This window comes from Xanthomonas sp. F10, from assembly GCF_014206815.1.
GTDB lineage: Bacteria > Pseudomonadota > Gammaproteobacteria > Xanthomonadales > Xanthomonadaceae > Xanthomonas_A > Xanthomonas_A indica.
This window is the reverse complement of record NZ_JACHNP010000001.1, coordinates 1,521,793-1,536,492: the sequence shown is the minus strand read 5'-3', so window position 1 is coordinate 1,536,492 and position 14,700 is coordinate 1,521,793. Positions and strand designations below refer to the sequence as shown.

The 14,700-nt window shown below is 70.4% G+C and carries 14 protein-coding genes; 9 read left to right on the top strand and 5 right to left on the bottom strand.

What is annotated here, in order from left to right; all coding sequences use genetic code 11:
• Window positions 1-141 precede the first annotated feature (141 nt).
• The 3 genes from FHR56_RS06790 to FHR56_RS06780 all read left to right on the top strand — a co-directional run bounded on the left by FHR56_RS06790 (window position 142) and on the right by FHR56_RS06780 (window position 4,619).
• Window positions 142-1,764, top strand: a complete 1,623-nt coding sequence (locus FHR56_RS06790) for an FMN-binding glutamate synthase family protein (protein ID WP_160947430.1) — start codon at window positions 142-144, stop codon at window positions 1,762-1,764.
• Window positions 1,761-2,252, top strand: coding sequence for a GNAT family N-acetyltransferase (locus FHR56_RS06785; protein ID WP_184502445.1), 492 nt, complete (start codon window positions 1,761-1,763; stop codon window positions 2,250-2,252). Before FHR56_RS06790 ends, FHR56_RS06785 begins: the two co-directional genes overlap by 4 nt.
• A gap of 180 nt (window positions 2,253-2,432) precedes the next feature.
• Window positions 2,433-4,619: a diguanylate cyclase gene (locus FHR56_RS06780; protein WP_160947431.1), complete on the top strand. Its 2,187-nt coding sequence runs from the start codon at window positions 2,433-2,435 to the stop codon at window positions 4,617-4,619.
• Window positions 4,620-4,645: 26 nt separating this feature from the next.
• On the opposite strand, the gene FHR56_RS06775 is transcribed toward FHR56_RS06780, so the two are convergent.
• On the bottom strand, window positions 4,646-5,908 hold the full coding sequence (locus FHR56_RS06775; protein WP_160947432.1) for a TIGR03862 family flavoprotein: 1,263 nt from the start codon (window positions 5,906-5,908) through the stop codon (window positions 4,646-4,648).
• Between the two features lie 13 nt (window positions 5,909-5,921).
• Window positions 5,922-6,365, bottom strand: a complete 444-nt coding sequence (locus FHR56_RS06770) for an FKBP-type peptidyl-prolyl cis-trans isomerase (protein WP_184502444.1) — start codon at window positions 6,363-6,365, stop codon at window positions 5,922-5,924.
• Between the two features lie 66 nt (window positions 6,366-6,431).
• Here FHR56_RS06770 and FHR56_RS06765 point away from each other — a divergent pair, with 66 nt between their 5' ends.
• On the top strand, window positions 6,432-6,797 hold the full coding sequence (locus FHR56_RS06765) for a DUF6164 family protein (RefSeq protein WP_160947434.1): 366 nt from the start codon (window positions 6,432-6,434) through the stop codon (window positions 6,795-6,797).
• 104 nt (window positions 6,798-6,901) lie between these two features.
• The gene (locus FHR56_RS06760; protein ID WP_160947435.1) at window positions 6,902-7,639 is read left to right on the top strand and encodes a sulfurtransferase; all 738 of its coding nucleotides are present in this window, start codon (window positions 6,902-6,904) and stop codon (window positions 7,637-7,639) included.
• Between the two features lie 133 nt (window positions 7,640-7,772).
• On the opposite strand, the gene FHR56_RS06755 is transcribed toward FHR56_RS06760, so the two are convergent.
• Window positions 7,773-8,579 (bottom strand): SDR family oxidoreductase, encoded by an 807-nt coding sequence (locus tag FHR56_RS06755; protein WP_184502443.1) that lies wholly within the window; start codon window positions 8,577-8,579, stop codon window positions 7,773-7,775.
• 396 nt (window positions 8,580-8,975) lie between these two features.
• Between FHR56_RS06755 and FHR56_RS06750 the strand changes: the two genes are divergently transcribed.
• Window positions 8,976-9,974 carry an LLM class flavin-dependent oxidoreductase gene (locus tag FHR56_RS06750; protein WP_160948499.1) on the top strand — a complete coding sequence of 333 codons (999 nt, stop codon included), beginning with the start codon at window positions 8,976-8,978 and terminating at the stop codon, window positions 9,972-9,974.
• A gap of 199 nt (window positions 9,975-10,173) precedes the next feature.
• On the top strand, window positions 10,174-10,362 hold the full coding sequence (locus FHR56_RS06745; protein WP_160948500.1) for a hypothetical protein: 189 nt from the start codon (window positions 10,174-10,176) through the stop codon (window positions 10,360-10,362).
• 37 nt (window positions 10,363-10,399) lie between these two features.
• On the opposite strand, the gene FHR56_RS06740 is transcribed toward FHR56_RS06745, so the two are convergent.
• Window positions 10,400-11,056, bottom strand: coding sequence for an exopolysaccharide biosynthesis protein (locus FHR56_RS06740; RefSeq protein ID WP_160948501.1), 657 nt, complete (start codon window positions 11,054-11,056; stop codon window positions 10,400-10,402).
• Window positions 11,040-12,383, bottom strand: a complete 1,344-nt coding sequence (locus FHR56_RS06735) for a hemolysin family protein (RefSeq protein ID WP_019797718.1) — start codon at window positions 12,381-12,383, stop codon at window positions 11,040-11,042. Before FHR56_RS06735 ends, FHR56_RS06740 begins: the two co-directional genes overlap by 17 nt.
• Before the next feature lie 260 nt (window positions 12,384-12,643).
• Between FHR56_RS06735 and FHR56_RS06730 the strand changes: the two genes are divergently transcribed.
• Window positions 12,644-13,270: a DUF47 family protein gene (locus FHR56_RS06730; RefSeq protein ID WP_160948508.1), complete on the top strand. Its 627-nt coding sequence runs from the start codon at window positions 12,644-12,646 to the stop codon at window positions 13,268-13,270.
• A gap of 85 nt (window positions 13,271-13,355) precedes the next feature.
• Complete coding sequence (locus FHR56_RS06725; RefSeq protein ID WP_160948507.1) at window positions 13,356-14,477, top strand: inorganic phosphate transporter; 1,122 nt, start codon at window positions 13,356-13,358, stop codon at window positions 14,475-14,477.
• Window positions 14,478-14,700: the final 223 nt, after the last annotated feature.

Sequence of the window (14,700 nt, the reverse complement as noted above, 5' to 3'; positions counted from 1 at the left end):
CCGCGCTCCCGCGCCGCCGGCGCAACGCGGGTGGCGGCACCGGCAAGCTGTACCCGGGCGGAGCGGACCGCGCCGCCACCGCCGCGCCCGACCCGCGACACCCTCTACACTCGCCGGCTTCCGACTCCTGCGAGGAACGCGATGCACCGTTACCTAGCCTATATCGCCAGTTGCCTGCTGCTGGCGCTGTCCATTGCCCTGTGCGCGATCTGGCCGCTGTGGGGCTGGGGCGTGGCCGCCTTCGCCGTGCTGGCGGTGCTGGGCACCGTGGACCTGCTGCAGACCCGCAGCACCCTGCGCCGCAACTATCCGATCCTGGCGCATTTCCGCTACGGCCTGGAATCGGTCGGCCCGGAGATGCGCCAGTACTTCCTGCAGAGCGACATCGAGGAGGCGCCGTTCTCGCGGCAGCAGCGCGCCCTGGTCTACCAGCGCGCCAAGAACGTGATGGACGTGGTGCCGTTCGGTACCCAGCGCAGCACCTATGCGCCGGACTACGAATGGATCAACCACTCGCTGGCCACCAGCGAGATCGCCGACCACGACTTCCGCATCACCATCGGCGCGGACTGCGCGCAGCCGTACGCGGCCAGCGTGTTCAACATCTCGGCGATGAGCTTCGGCGCGCTGTCGGCCAACGCCATCCGCGCGCTCAACGCCGGCGCGCGCCAGGGCGGCTTCTATCACGACACCGGCGAGGGCTCGATCTCGCCCTACCACCGCGAATGCGGCGGCGACCTGGTGTGGGAGATCGGTTCGGGCTACTTCGGCTGCCGCGACGAGGACGGGCGCTTCGACCCGCAGCGCTTCGTCGCCAATGCGACGCTGGAGCAGGTCAAGATGATCGAGATCAAGCTCTCGCAGGGCGCAAAGCCGGGCCACGGCGGGGTGCTGCCGGCAGCCAAGGTCAGCGCCGAGATCGCCGCCACCCGCGGCGTCGCCATGGGCCGCGACTGCGTGTCGCCGTCGCGGCATTCGGCGTTCTCCACGCCGCTGGAACTGCTGCAGTTCGTAGCCCGGCTGCGCGAGCTGTCCGGCGGCAAGCCCACTGGCTTCAAGCTGGCGATCGGCCACCCCTGGGAGTGGTTCGCCATCGCCAAGGCGATGCAGGAAAGTGGCCTGTACCCGGATTTCATCGTCGTCGACGGCGCCGAGGGCGGCACCGGCGCGGCGCCGGCGGAATTCATCGACCACGTCGGCGTGCCGATGCACGAGGCCCTGCTGCTGGTGCACAACACCCTGGTCGGGCTGGACATCCGCGAGCGGATCAAGCTCGGCGCCGCCGGCAAGATCACCAGCGCCTTCGACATCGCGCGCACCCTGGCGCTGGGCGCGGACTGGTGCAATGCCGGGCGCGGCTTCATGTTCGCGCTGGGCTGCATCCAGTCGCTGAGCTGCCACAGCGACCGCTGCCCGACCGGCATCGCCACCCAGGACCGACGCCGCTGGCAACACCTGGATCCTACCGACAAGGCCACCCGGGTCGCGCATTACCACGCCAACACGCTCAAGGCGCTGCGCGAACTGCTCAGCGCCGCCGGGCTGGCGCATCCCTCGCAACTGGGGCCGGAGCACATCCTGCGCCGCATCTCGCAGGTGGAGATCCGCTCGCTGGCCTCGCTGTACCGCTACCTGGAGCCGGGCGAACTGCTGCGCACGGTGCCCGACCATGCGGTCTTCCACGACTACTGGGGCGACGCGCGCAGCGATTCGTTCCAGCCGCCGGAGCGGATCCGGCGCCTACGCGACAGCAAATCGGAATGAGCGGCGCGGCGCTGCCGACGCGGTTGCGGCCGGGTCTGCCCGAGGACATCCCGACGCTCTGGGCGTTGCGCACCCGCTGTGTCCGCGAGGTCTGCAGCAGCCATTATCCGCCGGAGGTGATCGCGCGCTGGTCGGCGGCGCCGGCGCCGGCCTCGTACTGCGCGCTGGTCGCCGAGGGCGGCGCGATCGTCGCCGAGGACGCCGACGGTCGCGTGCTCGGGTTCGGCGTCGTCGACCTGGCCGGTGCCGAGATCGACGGCCTGTTCGTCGACCCGACGCTGCGCGGCAGCGGCCTCGGCCGGCGCCTGCTGCAGGCGCTGGAGCAGCGCCTGGCCGCCTGCCCGCGCATCCAGGTGGCGGCGGCGCTCAATGCGGTGGCGTTCTACCGTGCGCAGGGCTACGCGGTGGTGCGCGAGGGCGGCTATCCGCACCCGAGCGGCATCGTCCTCGCTTGCGTGTTCATGGAGAAGACCGCCGCGACCGGGTGATCGACGCCGTCGGTGCGGCGTCGGGCTGGCAGGCGCGGTACGCTCTACGGTTCGCCGCCGGCAGCCATGGCGGCGTCGCAGCCGGCCGTAGCGTGCTTTTTGCACTGCAGCATTTCGCGGCGTGCTCGCCATCATCACCGCCGCCCGCTATCGTGCCGCTACCTCCTCAGCGTGCAGCGCATGAATCCACCCTCGGTCCCCGACGTCGCTTCCGTGCCGCTGCCCGCCGATGAAGCGGGCCGCCTGCGCGCGCTGGCCGAACTGGGCATGCTCGACACTGCGCAGGAACCGGCCTTCGACGACCTGATCTGGCTGACCAGCCAGCTGTGCGAGGTGCCGATCGCGCTGATCTCGCTGATCGACGAACGCAGGCAATGGCTCAAGGCCAGTTGCGGCCTGCCCAGCGGCACCACCGGCTATCCACGCGAGATCGCGTTCTGCACTTATGCCTTGCTGTCGCCGCAGTTGCTGGAGGTGCCGGACACCACGCTGGACCCGCGCTTCGCCCGCAACCCGTTGGTGTGCGGTGCGCCGCACCTGCGCTTCTACGCCGGCATGCCATTGGTCGGCGACCAGGGCCACAGCTACGGCACCCTGTGCGTGATCGACACCCGTCCGCGGCAGCTGGACGCGCGCCAGCGCGAGGGCCTGCGGCGGCTGGCCAGGCAGGTCACCGCGCAACTGGAAGCGCGCCGCGACGCGCGCATCGCCCACGACCAGGCCAAGACCCTGGGCCTGCTGTTGGAAACCATGCCCGACGGCGTGGTGTCGTGTCTGGCCGACGGCACCCTGGGCGAGTTCAACCAGGTGGCACGGCAGTGGCATGGCGCCGATCCGCGCGCCTTGCCGCCCGAGCAGTGGCCGCAGTACTTCGACCTGTTCGACGCCAGCGGCAAACGCCTGCTGACCAGCGAGGAGGTGCCGCTGGTCCGTGCCTGGCGCGGCGAGTCGGTGCGCGATGCGGAGATCATGATCGCCGCCAAGGGGCAAGCGCCGCGCAGCGTCCTGTGCAATGCGGAACGGCTGGAAGGCGGCGATGGGCGCAGCCTGGGCGCGGTCTGCGTGATGCGCGACGTCAGTGTCGAGCGTGCGGCGTCGCACGCGGCGCTGCTGGCCGGGCAGCGCTTCTCCGGCGCGTTCTCGGTGGCCGCGCACGGCATGGCGCTGGTGTCGCTGGAAGGGCGTTGGCTGGACGTCAACGACGCCTTGTGCGCGATGCTCGGCTACAGCCGCGCGGAGCTGCTGGAGCTGCGCTTCCAGGATCTGACCCATCCCGAGGACCTCGCCGAAGACATGGAACAGGTGGCCGCGTTGATCGACGGCCACCGCAGCGACTACCACAGCGAAAAGCGCTATCACCACCGCGACGGCCATACCGTGCGTGCGCGCCTGGCGGTGTCACTGGTGCGCGACGAACAGCAGCGTCCGCTGCACTTCGTCACCCACATCCAGGACATCACCGAGCAGCACCTGGCCGAGCACCGCCTGCGCGACAGCGAGGCGCAACTGCGCACCATCGCCGACAACGCGCCGGCGCTGATCGCCTACCTCGACCACGACCTGCGCTACCAGTTTGTCAACCGGCCGTATGCGGCGTGGTTCGGGCTGGCGCCGGAGCGCATCATCGGCCGCCGCCTGCACGAGGTGCTGGATCCACAGCAGCAGGCCTTGCTGCAACCGCATCTGCCGGCAGCGCTGCAGGGCGTCCCGGCGCAGTTCGACGCCGAACTGTGCGATGCCACCGACGCCCTGCGGATCATGCACTTCAGCCTGATCCCGGATGTGGCGTTGGCACCGCAGCGGGTCGGCCTGCACCTGATGATCAGCGACATCACCGGGCAGACCCGGCTGGCACGGTTGCTGGAAGAGCGTGCACTGCGCGACGAGCTGACCGGACTGCCGAACCGGATGGCCTGGAACCAGACGCTGCGGCGGCGCATGAACGAGCGCCGCAGCCAGGGCCAGGTGGCGGTGATGTTCCTGGATCTGAACGACTTCAAGAGCGTCAACGACCGCTTCGGCCATCACGTCGGCGATGCGCTGCTGGTGCACTTCGCGCGGCTGCTGCAGCGCTGCCTGCGCGGGCAGGACAGCATCGCCCGGCTGGGCGGCGACGAGTTCGTGGTCCTGCTGGAAGGGCTGGCCGACGCCCGGCACGAAGTGCTGGCCGCCGCCGCGCGGATCATGGAGGCGTGTGCGGAAGGCTGCGTGGTCAGCGGCCGGCATCTGCCGCTGCAACCGAGCATCGGCATCGCCGTGCAGACGGGACCGGGCTTCGACCCGGTGCTGCTCACCCAGCGCGCCGACGAGGCCATGTACGTGGCCAAGCGCGACCCGCAGGCGCGGGTGCAGATCGCGGTGCTCTGAGCACCCGCGCCGCGGCGCAGCGGCGGTCAGTGCGCAGCTTGGCGCTGCAGCCAGGCCACCGCGCCGCGCCCGGCGCGCACGCCGCTGGCGAAGCACGCCGTGAGCAGGTAGCCGCCGGTCGGCGCTTCCCAGTCGAGCATTTCGCCGGCGCAGAAGGTGCCCGGCAGCGCGCGCAGCATCAGTTGCGCATCCAGTGCCTCCAGGCGCACGCCGCCGGCGCTGCTGATCGCCTCGGCCAGCGGGCGCGGGCGCTGCAGGGTCAGCGGCAGGCGCTTGAGCGTGGCCGCGGCCAGCGCCGGATCCTGGCCGGCCTGCTTGCCGAGGATCTCGAACAGCAGCGCCGCCTTGACCCCGTCGATGCCGGCCTGGCGGCGCAGGTGCTCGCCGAAGCTGCGGCCGCCGCGCGGCTTGCCCAGCTCGGCCTGCAGCCGCGGCAGGTCGCGGCCGGGCACTAGGTCCAGCCACAGCGTGGCCGGGCCGTGCGCGGCGATGGCCTCGCGCAGGTCCGCGGCCAGCGCATAGATCAGGCTGCCTTCGATGCCGTGCTCGCCGACCACGCATTCGCCCTGCAGCGACTGCGCCTGGCCCTGCGCATCGTGCCAGTGTGCGACCACCGGCTTCAGCGGCGCGCCGGCATGGCGTTCGCGGAAATGCGCGCTCCAGTCCACGTCGAAGCCGCAGTTGGCCGGCTGCAGCGGCGCCACCTCCACGCCGCGCGCGCGCAGGGTGTCCTGCCAGGCGCCGTCGGAGCCGAGCTGCGGCCAACTGCCGCCGCCCAGCGCGAGCACGCAGGCATCGGCCTGCACCCGCTGCTCGCCGTCGGCGCCGGCAAAGCGCAGCGCGCCGTCCGCGTCCCAACCCAGCCAGCGCTGCTGCACGTGGAAGCGCACGCCGGCGTCCTTCAACCGCCGCACCCAGCCGCGCAGCAGCGGCGCCGCCTTGCGGTCCAGCGGGAACACCCGTCCGGAGCTGCCGACGTAGGTCTCCACGCCCTGCGCCTGCGCCCAGGCGCGTAGCGCATCGGCATCGAAGTCGGCCAGCCAGTCGCCGACCGCCGTGGCGCGCTCGCGATAGCGCGCGACGAAACGGGCGAACGGATCGGAGTGGGTCAGGTTGAGGCCGCCCTTGCCGGCGATCAGGAACTTGCGTCCGACCGAACCCTTGGCCTCGTAGACATCGACCTCGGCGCCGGCGGCGCGCGCGGTCTCGGCGGCGATCAGCCCGGCCGGGCCGCCGCCGACGATGGCGAGTCGGCCGCGCACCGGCGCGGCGTGTTTGGCAGCGGACATGTGCGGGCGCGGCTCAACGCGGCTGGACATCGAGCAGTTCGACCTCGAACACCAGCGAGGCGCCCGGCGGGATCACCCCGCCGGCGCCGCTGGCGCCGTAGCCGTAATCCGACGGCAGCATCAGCAGGCGCTTGCCGCCTACGCGCATGCCGGCCACGCCGTCGTCCCAGCCACGGATCACCTGGCCGGCACCGAGCACGAAGCTGAAGGGCTGGCCGTGGTCGGCGGAGGCATCGAATTTCTCGCCGCGCTTGTCCTTGGCATGCTCGTCGTACAGCCAACCGGTGTAGTGCACGGTGACGCGACTGCCGGGCCGGGCCTCGGCGCCATCGCCGACGCGCTCGTCGGTGGCCTGGAACGCGGCGATGCTGCCGCCGGGCGGCGGACCCGGCGGCGTGCAGCCGCTCAGCAGCCACGCCGGCAACGACAGGCTCAACAGCAGCAGGATTCGGCGCATGCGGGACGTCCACGGCGGGCAGGGCGTGCAAGGGTAGCGCATCGCCGCAGCGGCTATCATCGGCGCATGGCCAAACTGCTGCTCAATCTGCGCCACGTGCCCGACGACGAGCGCGCCGAGGTCTGCGCGCTGCTCGACGCCGCCGGCATCGGCTACTACGAAACCCGCGCCGGCACCTTCGGCATCTCCGCCGGCGGGATCTGGCTGCGCGAGGACGCCGAGCAGGCGCGAGCCAAGGCGCTGCTGGCCGAGTACCAGACCGAACGTGGCCAACGTGCCCGTGCCGAGCGCGCCGCGGCGCTGCGCGACGGCAGCGCCGAGACCTTCGCCAGCCTGCTGCGGCAGCGCCCGCTGTTCGTGCTGGCGACCTTGCTGGGCATGCTGCTGGTGGCCTCGCTGGTGCTGCTGCCGTTCCTGCTGCTGCGCGGCTAGCGACGGCGCTGGCGCTGCGGGCCCCAGCCTTGGCGCGCGTCGCCGGTGCGTGGGGAGCAGCGTGTCCTGCAGCGGTCGCGCGCCGCAGGCTCTAAAATGCGCCGATGATCGCCAATACCGCCGCCTACCACTTCGTCGCCATCGCCGACCCCGACGCGCTCGCCGCGCAGCTGCACGCCTGGGCGCAGGACGGCGATCTGCGCGGCACCATCCTGGTGGCGGGCGAGGGCATCAACCTGTTCCTGGCCGGCGCGCCGGCGGCGATCGACGGCTTCTACGCGCAGTTGCGCAGCGATCCGCGCTTCGCCGATCTGCGCATCAAGACCAGCGCCAGCGCACAGCAGCCGTTCGCGCGGCTGAAGGTCAAGGTCAAGCCGGAGATCATCAGCTTCCGCCGCGACGCCGCCTCACCGCTTGGGGCGGCGCGCGCGCCGGCGGTGGCGCCGGCCACGCTGCAGCGCTGGCTGCGCCAGGGCCACGACGACGCCGGCCGGCGCGTGGTGTTGCTGGACACGCGCAATGCGCAGGAAGTGGTCCATGGCACCTTCGCCGGCGCGCTGACCCTGCCGATCGTCAAGTTCACCGACCTGCCGGAGGCGCTGGCCCCGCATCGTGCGGCGCTGGCCGACGCCACCGTGGTCAGCTTCTGCACCGGCGGCATCCGCTGCGAAAAGGCGGCGCTGTGGATGCGCGCCGATGGCATGGACAACGTGCTGCAACTGGACGGCGGCATCCTCGGCTACTTCGAGGAGGTGGGCGGCGACGGCTACGACGGCCGCTGCTTCGTCTTCGACGAACGCGTGGCGCTGGATCCGCAGTTGCGGCCGCTGGTTGGTGGCTGATCGCCGCGGGATTGGGGAGTCGGGCTTGGGGATTGGCAAAGGCGGGTTGCTGCCAGCTATGCACGTGGCCCGTCAGGTGAGGCAACACCCGCTTTAACGAATCCCCAATCCCGACTCCCCAATCCCCACGCCGTCAGGCGTACTGCATCTTGCGCGTCATCCCGCCATCGACCACGAAGTCCTGGCCGGTGATGAAGCCGGCCTGTGCCGACAGCAGATAGACCGCCAATGCGCCGATGTCCGGCGGCGTGCCGACCCGCCCGGCGGGGTGCTGCGCATGGTCCTGCCGCGACAGTTTGGGAGCGCGTCGCGCGTTCGGCATGCGCCAGGCATCGGTGGCGATCCAGCCGGGGCTGATGCAATTGACCCGCACCGCCGGACCGGCGCTGATCGCCAGCGCATGGGTGAAGGCCACCAGCCCGCCCTTGGACGCGGCATAGGCCTCGGTATCCGGTTCGGACTGTTGCGCGCGGGTGGAGGCGATGTTGACGATGGCGCCCCCGTCGCGGCTGTCGCGCAGCGCCGGCAGGGCGTGCTTGCTGCACAGGAATGCGCCGCCCAGGCTTGCCCCGAGCCGTCGGTTCCATTCGCGCAGCGACAGCCGCTCCAGCGGTCCGGTATGCGGATCGGCGATGCCGGCGTTGTTGACCAGGCCGTCGATGTGGCCGAAGCGGGCCAAGGCGGTATCGACGAAGCGGCGCACGCTGGCCTCGGCGGCCACGTCGACGCGGCGGAACAGCAGGCGCTCGCCGGCGTCCAGTTCGGCCACGCAGGCACGCCCCGCATCGGCGTCGAGATCGCAGAAGGCGACCCGGCCGCCGGCGCCCAGCACCGCCTGCACCACACCGCGGCCGATGCCTTGCGCGCCGCCGGTGACCAGCACCACACGGTCGCGCAAGGGCAGGGCGGGAACGGGGGCGGGCGGCGGAATCAGCGACATGGAGGTGACCAGGCGAGGGCGGGTTCGCCAGCGTAGCCGGCGTGCCGTGCAACCCGCGTGGTAGCGCGGCGGCGCAGGCAGTCAAAGCCCCTCTCCCCTCGGGAGAGGGGTTGGGGTGAGGGAACGGAGCGCGCAGCGTCTGCAGGGATCTGGTTGCGCGAAGCTTCGGCCGCACCCTCATCCGCCCTTCGGGGCACCTTCTTGGTGGGAGAAGGGAGAGGCCAAAGCCCCTCTCCCCCCGGGAGAGGGGTTGGGGTGAGGGTACGGCAGCCAGCCAAGCGTCCCGCCCACATCCACCCACTACACCCAGCGCAAATCAGCGTTCCGGCCGCAGCCACTGCAATCGGCGACCGGTGCCCCCAATTCGATCGCATCGCCTGCAGGAACCCGCCTCACATGATGCCGATCTCCATCCTCGACCTCGCCCCGGTCTGCGAAGGCAGCGACGCTGCCGGCGCCTTCGCCAACATGCTGGACCTGGCCCAGCATGCCGAACGCTGGGGCTACCACCGCTACTGGCTGGCCGAGCACCACAACATGCCCGGCATCGCCAGCGCCGCCACCGTGGTGCTGATCGGGCATGTGGCCGGCGGCACCAAGCGTATCCGCGTCGGTGCCGGCGGCATCATGCTGCCCAACCATGCGCCGCTGCAGGTGGCCGAACAGTTCGGCACCCTGGCCTCGCTGTATCCCGGACGCATCGACCTGGGCCTGGGCCGTGCGCCCGGGACCGACCAGGCCACCGCGCGCGCCTTGCGTCGTTATTTCGACAGCGCCGACCAGTTCCCGCACGACGTGGCCGAACTGCTGCGCTACTTCGAGCCGGCGGTGGACGGGCAACTGGTACGCGCCGTGCCGGGTGCGGGCATCGAGGTGCCGGTGTGGCTGCTCGGCTCGAGCCTGTTCAGTGCGCGCCTGGCCGCGGCGATGGGGCTGCCGTTCGCCTTCGCCTCGCATTTCGCGCCGGATGCGATGGACGAGGCGCTGGCGGTGTATCGCCGCGACTTCCGCGCGTCGGCGCGGCTGCAGGCGCCGTATGCGGTGCTGGCCCTGAACGTGGTGGCCGCCGCCTCCACGGCCGAGGCGCGGCGGCTGTTCACCACCCAGCAGCAGAGCTTCGTCAACCTGCGCCGCGGCCGCCCCGGGCTGATTCCGCCGCCGATCGACGACATCGAAGCGTTCTGGGCGCCGCACGAGAAGCTGGGGGTGGAGCGGGCGCTGGCCTGTACGGTGCTCGGCGATCCCGGCACGGTCGCGCAGGGCCTGGCCGACTTCGTCGCGCGGCACCGGCCGGACGAGTTGCTGCTGACCGCGAACATCCACGATCACGCCGCGCGCTTGCGCTCGTTCCAACTGGCGGCAGAAGCGTGGACGCAGGTGGCTGCCGCGGCCTGATGCACAGCTCTGCGCGCGTGTCTACGAGCGCAGACGCACTCGAGCGAGTAACGCCGCATCTGCGTTGATGCGCATCACAGCATGTGCTGCTTTCACGACGCCTTGATTTTCCCCGGTATGTGATCGTGTCGCGCCGCGCATCAGCGTGGCGTTCGGCCCCAGGAGATGGCCGTACAACGACGCAAACAGGGGATCGGCAATGAACGCACAACATCCGATGGCGCCGGCGCACGAATGTGGACTGGAAGCGGCCTTGCAACAGATGAGCAAGTATTTCGAGCGCGCGCGCAGCCAGGCGAGCGAACGCGCCGCGCAGAGCGTAGCGCCGCGCCCGTCGTACAGGCGCAACGTCTTCGCCGGCGATGTGGAACTGTCTCTGGTGAAGTGAGCCAGGCCAGCGGCGCAGCGCCGCTGCGGCCGCGGGATCAACGCAGCTTCTGCATCCATTCCCGGCCCAGGTCGACCACCTGGTCCGAGGCCAATCCCAGGCTCAGCGCCACGGCGATGCTGCCCAGCCACGACAGCAGCATCAGCCCGCCGTCGCGTTCCAGCAGCGCCAACGCGAACAGCAGCAGCATCGCGCCGAAGGCGTAGTTGGTGAACGGGATCGGCAGCGACAGCAGGATCCCCAGCACGATCAGCAACAGGCCGCTGAAGGCGCGCGCCGGCAGCGTGTCGACCAGCGCCGGCAGGCGCGGCTTGAGCAGCCGGTCCAGGCGCCGTAGCCACGGCGCGATACGGCCGACGAAGCGCTGCATGGTGCGGCGGCGCGGCCCGCGCTCGCCGATGAAGCGCGGCAGCCATGGCTTGCGCAGGCCGATCAGCATCTGCACGCCGATCAGCGTCACCAGCGGCCCGCTGATGCCGCCGGCCAGGCCCGGCACCGGCAGGAACGCCGGCAGGATCGCCACGAACAGGAACACGCCGAACGCGCTCTGCTGCAGGTCGGCGAGGATCAGCCGCAGCCGCAGGTGTTCGTCCGGATCGCCGAGGACGAAGGTGTCGAGCAGGGTGCGGATGCCCTCGGCGCTGTAGCCGTGGTCGCGGGGCTCGCCGCCGGGTGCGTCACCCGGTGATGTCATCGCTGTTCTCGTCCTGCAGCTTGCGCAGCAGCAGCTTGTCCACGCGCGCGCCGTCCAGGTCGACGATCTCGATGCGCCAGCCGGCCCAGTCGAAGAACTCTCCCGCATGCGGGATGCGCCCGAAGTAGTAGATGCACAGCCCGGCCAGGGTGTTGTAGTCGCCTTCCTCGGCGCTGGGCAGTTCGGCGCCGCCGAGCAGTTCGCGCAGATCCTCGATCGCCAGCGAGCCGTCGATCAGCAGCGAGCCGTCGGCGCGGGTCACCACCAGCGCGTCCTCGTCGGCGTTGTCGGCCGACTGCAGGCGCCCGACCACCGCGCCCATCAGGTCGCTGATCGTCACCAGGCCCTGGATCTCGCCGTACTCGTCCACCACCAGCGCCATCGACTGCTGCTCCTCGCGGAAGATCTCCAGCAGCTTCATCGCGTGCGTGGATTCGGACACGAACAGGGTGTCGCGCAGGCTCTGGAACAATTGGGTGGCGTCGCCGTCCATGCGCGTGACCAGCGATTTCACCTCCAGCACGCCGGCGATGTCCTGGTCGCTGCCGCGATACACCGGGTAGCGCGAGAACTCGTGCTCGCGCATCACCTGCAGGTTGCGCTGCGGCTCGGCGTTGGCGTCGAGCCAGGCGATGCGGTTGCGCGGGGTCATCAGGCTGTCGGCGGTGCGGTCGCCCAGGCGCATGACCCTGTTCATCATGTCGCGCTCGTGCGCGTCGATCACGCCGGCCTCGTGGCTCTCGGCCACCAGCATGCGGATCTCCTCTTCGGACACCGAGGCCGACTCCTCCTTGCCCAGGCCGAGCAGGCGCAGCACCAGCCGGGTCGAGCGCGACAGCACCCACACGAACGGCGCGGCGATCCAGGCCAGCCAGCCCATCGGCATCGCGACGAAGCCGGCGATGGCCTCCGAGCGGGTCAGCGCCAGGCGCTTGGGCACCAGTTCGCCGAAGATCAGCGTCAGGAAGGTGATCAGCACGATCGCCAGGGTCTTGCCGATCAGCGCCGACCACGGCTGCGGATCGCCGAACAGGGTGAAGTTGGCGGACAGCGCCGGGAACAGCGCCTGCAGCTTGGCCGCGATCGCCACGCCGATGGCCTCGCCGCCGAACACGCCGGTCAGGATGCCGATCGCGGTGATGCCGATCTGCACGGTGGACAGGAAGTGCTCGGGGTTCTCGGCCAGCGCCAGCGCCTTGGCCGCGCGCGTGCTGGTCTGCGCCATCTGCTTCAGGCGGCTCTTGCGCGAGGTCATCAGCGACATCTCGGACATCGCGAAGAAACCGTTCAGCAGCACCAGGGCTGCCACGATCAACAGTTCAAGCATGCGCGCGCTCCTTGGCGCCAAGGAAAGCGGGGACATGGGCGCCGTTGCGGCGCGGGGGAGGGGGGCTGGGGTGGTCGTCCATAGGGTGCGCCCGCGGAGGGCGCGGCTGCGATGGTAGCAAACCCGGGTGGGGGCCGCGTCCACGCCGCCGCGACGCCGTCAGGGGCATGCCTGGCCGCCGCGACTACCCGCAGGTGTCAGCAAACAGTCATAATTCCGCCCCAGTGCCGTCCTTCCCGCGACGGCGGGAAGCGCGTTGCATGTTTTCGTTGCAGACCATCTTCGGTTCCGGCAAGCAGTTCTACACCCTGCTCGACGAGGCGGCGCAGGCCGCCTACGACAGCACCAAGGCCCTGCACGCGATGATGCGCGAGTCCGACCGGCAGCCGGCGCTGGACGGCTTCAAGCTGGCGCGCCTGCGCGAGCGCGCCGCGTCCGACAAGATCGGCCAGGCGCTGGTGGACAGCTTCATGACCCCGATCGAGCGCGAGGACATCGAGGCGCTGGGCTCGGCGCTGTACAAGATCCCCAAGCAGGTGGAGAAGTTCGCCGACCGCTACTCGCTGGCGATCCAGCACCTGGAGCACATCGACTTCGCCCCGCGCGCGGCGATGCTCGAGCAGGCCGCGGCGGTGGTGGTGGAGATGGTCCACGATCTGCGCAACATGAACCTGGACCGGATGAGTGCGCTCAACGACAAGCTGCGTTCGCTGGAGAACGAGGCCGACCGGCTGATGCTGGAGCTGTACCGCGACATCTACTCCGGGCGCCTGGACAACCTGCAGATGTTCCTGCTCAAGGAGTTCTTCGAAATCCTGGAGAAGGCCATCGACCGCTGCCGCGAGGCCGGCGTGGTGGTTTACCAGATCGTGCTGAAGAACTCCTGATGGACGCGCTGCGGAGTTGCTGCCTGCGCGGCCGCGGCGCCCTGTGCGCGCCGGCCGCCGCTGGTTCGTGCGCGGAGGCGCGCCAATGCTGACCCTGGTCCTGATCGTGATCCTGGCGGCGCTGGTGTTCGAGTTCATCAACGGCTTCCACGACACCGCCAACTCGATCGCCACCGTGGTCGCCACCAAGGTGCTCAGTCCCGGCTGGGCGGTGATGCTGGCCGCGGCGATGAACCTGGTCGGCGCGCTGACCGGCACCGCCGTGGCGATGACCATCGCCTCGGGCCTGCTCAACACCGACGTGGTCGCGGTGACCCCGCAGGTGGTGCTGTGCGCGCTGCTCGGCGGCATCGTGTGGAACCTGATCACCTGGTGGAAGGGCCTGCCGTCCTCGTCCTCGCATGCGCTGATCGGCGGCCTGTGCGGCGCCGGCCTGGCCGCCGCGCACAACAACTGGGGCGCGCTGATCTGGTCGCAGAACGTCGGCGACTGGGCCAAGAACAAGGGCCTGCTGTGGAAGGTGTTCGTGCCGATGGTCACCTCGCCGATCGCCGGTTTCCTGCTCGGCATCGCGGTGATGCTGCTGCTGTGGGCGGCGATCGCCGGCCTGGCCAAGCTGGGCGGTCCGCTCGGGCGGCTGGCGCGGCCGCGCTGGGTCAACGCCTTCTTCGGCAAGGCGCAGATCGCCTCGGCCGCGTACATGGGTTACGCGCACGGCCACAACGATGCGCAGAAGACCATGGGCATCATCGCCATGACCCTGATCGGCGCACAGAGCACCGGCGCCCTGGACGAGCTGCCGTCGTGGCTGGCGTTCCTGCACCCCGACGCCCATCAGGGGCAGGGCATCGCCACCTGGATCGTGCTGACCTGCGCGGTGGTGATGGCCGCCGGCACCGCCTCCGGCGGCTGGAAGATCATCAAGACCCTGGGCCACAAGATGGTCAAGCTGCATCCGATCCACGGCTTCGCCGCGGAGACCAGCTCGGCCACGATCCTGACCCTGGCCGCGCACTTCGGCATGCCGGTCTCCACCACCCACAGCATCTCCACCGCGATCATGGGCGTGGGCTTTGCCAAGAACCCGCGCTCGCTGCGCTTCGGCGTCATCGAACGCATCGTCTGGGCCTGGATCCTGACCATCCCCGCCGCCGCCGGCGTGGCGTACCTGATTTTTCGGGGATTCGCGCTGGCCGGGTGGGTGTGAGTGGGGCGGGGATTGGGGAGTTGGGATGGGGATTCGCTAAGGCGGATTCCCGGCTAGCCTGATATCCGCTCGCCGCTCTGCAGCGAGCTCTGCCCGAATCATGCGGACTGGCTCACGCCGCCGAAATGCGGCTTTTCCGAATCCCCAATCCCAACTCCCCAATCTCCGCTGTCGGCGCCGGGAACCCGCCTTAGCGAATCCCCAATCCCGAATGCCCAATCCC

Bases quoted from the DNA above. Each gene is read 5' to 3' on its own strand.
- FHR56_RS06785 (WP_184502445.1), top strand. From the start codon at position 1,761: ATGAGCGGCGCGGCGCTGCCGACGCGGTTGCGGCCGGGTCTGCCCGAG.
- FHR56_RS06760 (WP_160947435.1), top strand. From the start codon at position 6,902: ATGATCGCCAATACCGCCGCCTACCACTTCGTCGCCATCGCCGACCCC.
- FHR56_RS06750 (WP_160948499.1), top strand. From the start codon at position 8,976: ATGATGCCGATCTCCATCCTCGACCTCGCCCCGGTCTGCGAAGGCAGC.
- FHR56_RS06740 (WP_160948501.1), bottom strand. From the start codon at position 11,056: ATGACATCACCGGGTGACGCACCCGGCGGCGAGCCCCGCGACCACGGC.
- FHR56_RS06780 (WP_160947431.1), top strand. From the start codon at position 2,433: ATGAATCCACCCTCGGTCCCCGACGTCGCTTCCGTGCCGCTGCCCGCC.
- FHR56_RS06735 (WP_019797718.1), bottom strand. From the start codon at position 12,383: ATGCTTGAACTGTTGATCGTGGCAGCCCTGGTGCTGCTGAACGGTTTC.
- FHR56_RS06770 (WP_184502444.1), bottom strand. From the start codon at position 6,365: ATGCGCCGAATCCTGCTGCTGTTGAGCCTGTCGTTGCCGGCGTGGCTG.
- FHR56_RS06745 (WP_160948500.1), top strand. From the start codon at position 10,174: ATGAACGCACAACATCCGATGGCGCCGGCGCACGAATGTGGACTGGAA.
- FHR56_RS06765 (WP_160947434.1), top strand. From the start codon at position 6,432: ATGGCCAAACTGCTGCTCAATCTGCGCCACGTGCCCGACGACGAGCGC.
- FHR56_RS06775 (WP_160947432.1), bottom strand. From the start codon at position 5,908: ATGTCCGCTGCCAAACACGCCGCGCCGGTGCGCGGCCGACTCGCCATC.
- FHR56_RS06755 (WP_184502443.1), bottom strand. From the start codon at position 8,579: ATGTCGCTGATTCCGCCGCCCGCCCCCGTTCCCGCCCTGCCCTTGCGC.
- FHR56_RS06790 (WP_160947430.1), top strand. From the start codon at position 142: ATGCACCGTTACCTAGCCTATATCGCCAGTTGCCTGCTGCTGGCGCTG.
- FHR56_RS06725 (WP_160948507.1), top strand. From the start codon at position 13,356: ATGCTGACCCTGGTCCTGATCGTGATCCTGGCGGCGCTGGTGTTCGAG.
- FHR56_RS06730 (WP_160948508.1), top strand. From the start codon at position 12,644: ATGTTTTCGTTGCAGACCATCTTCGGTTCCGGCAAGCAGTTCTACACC.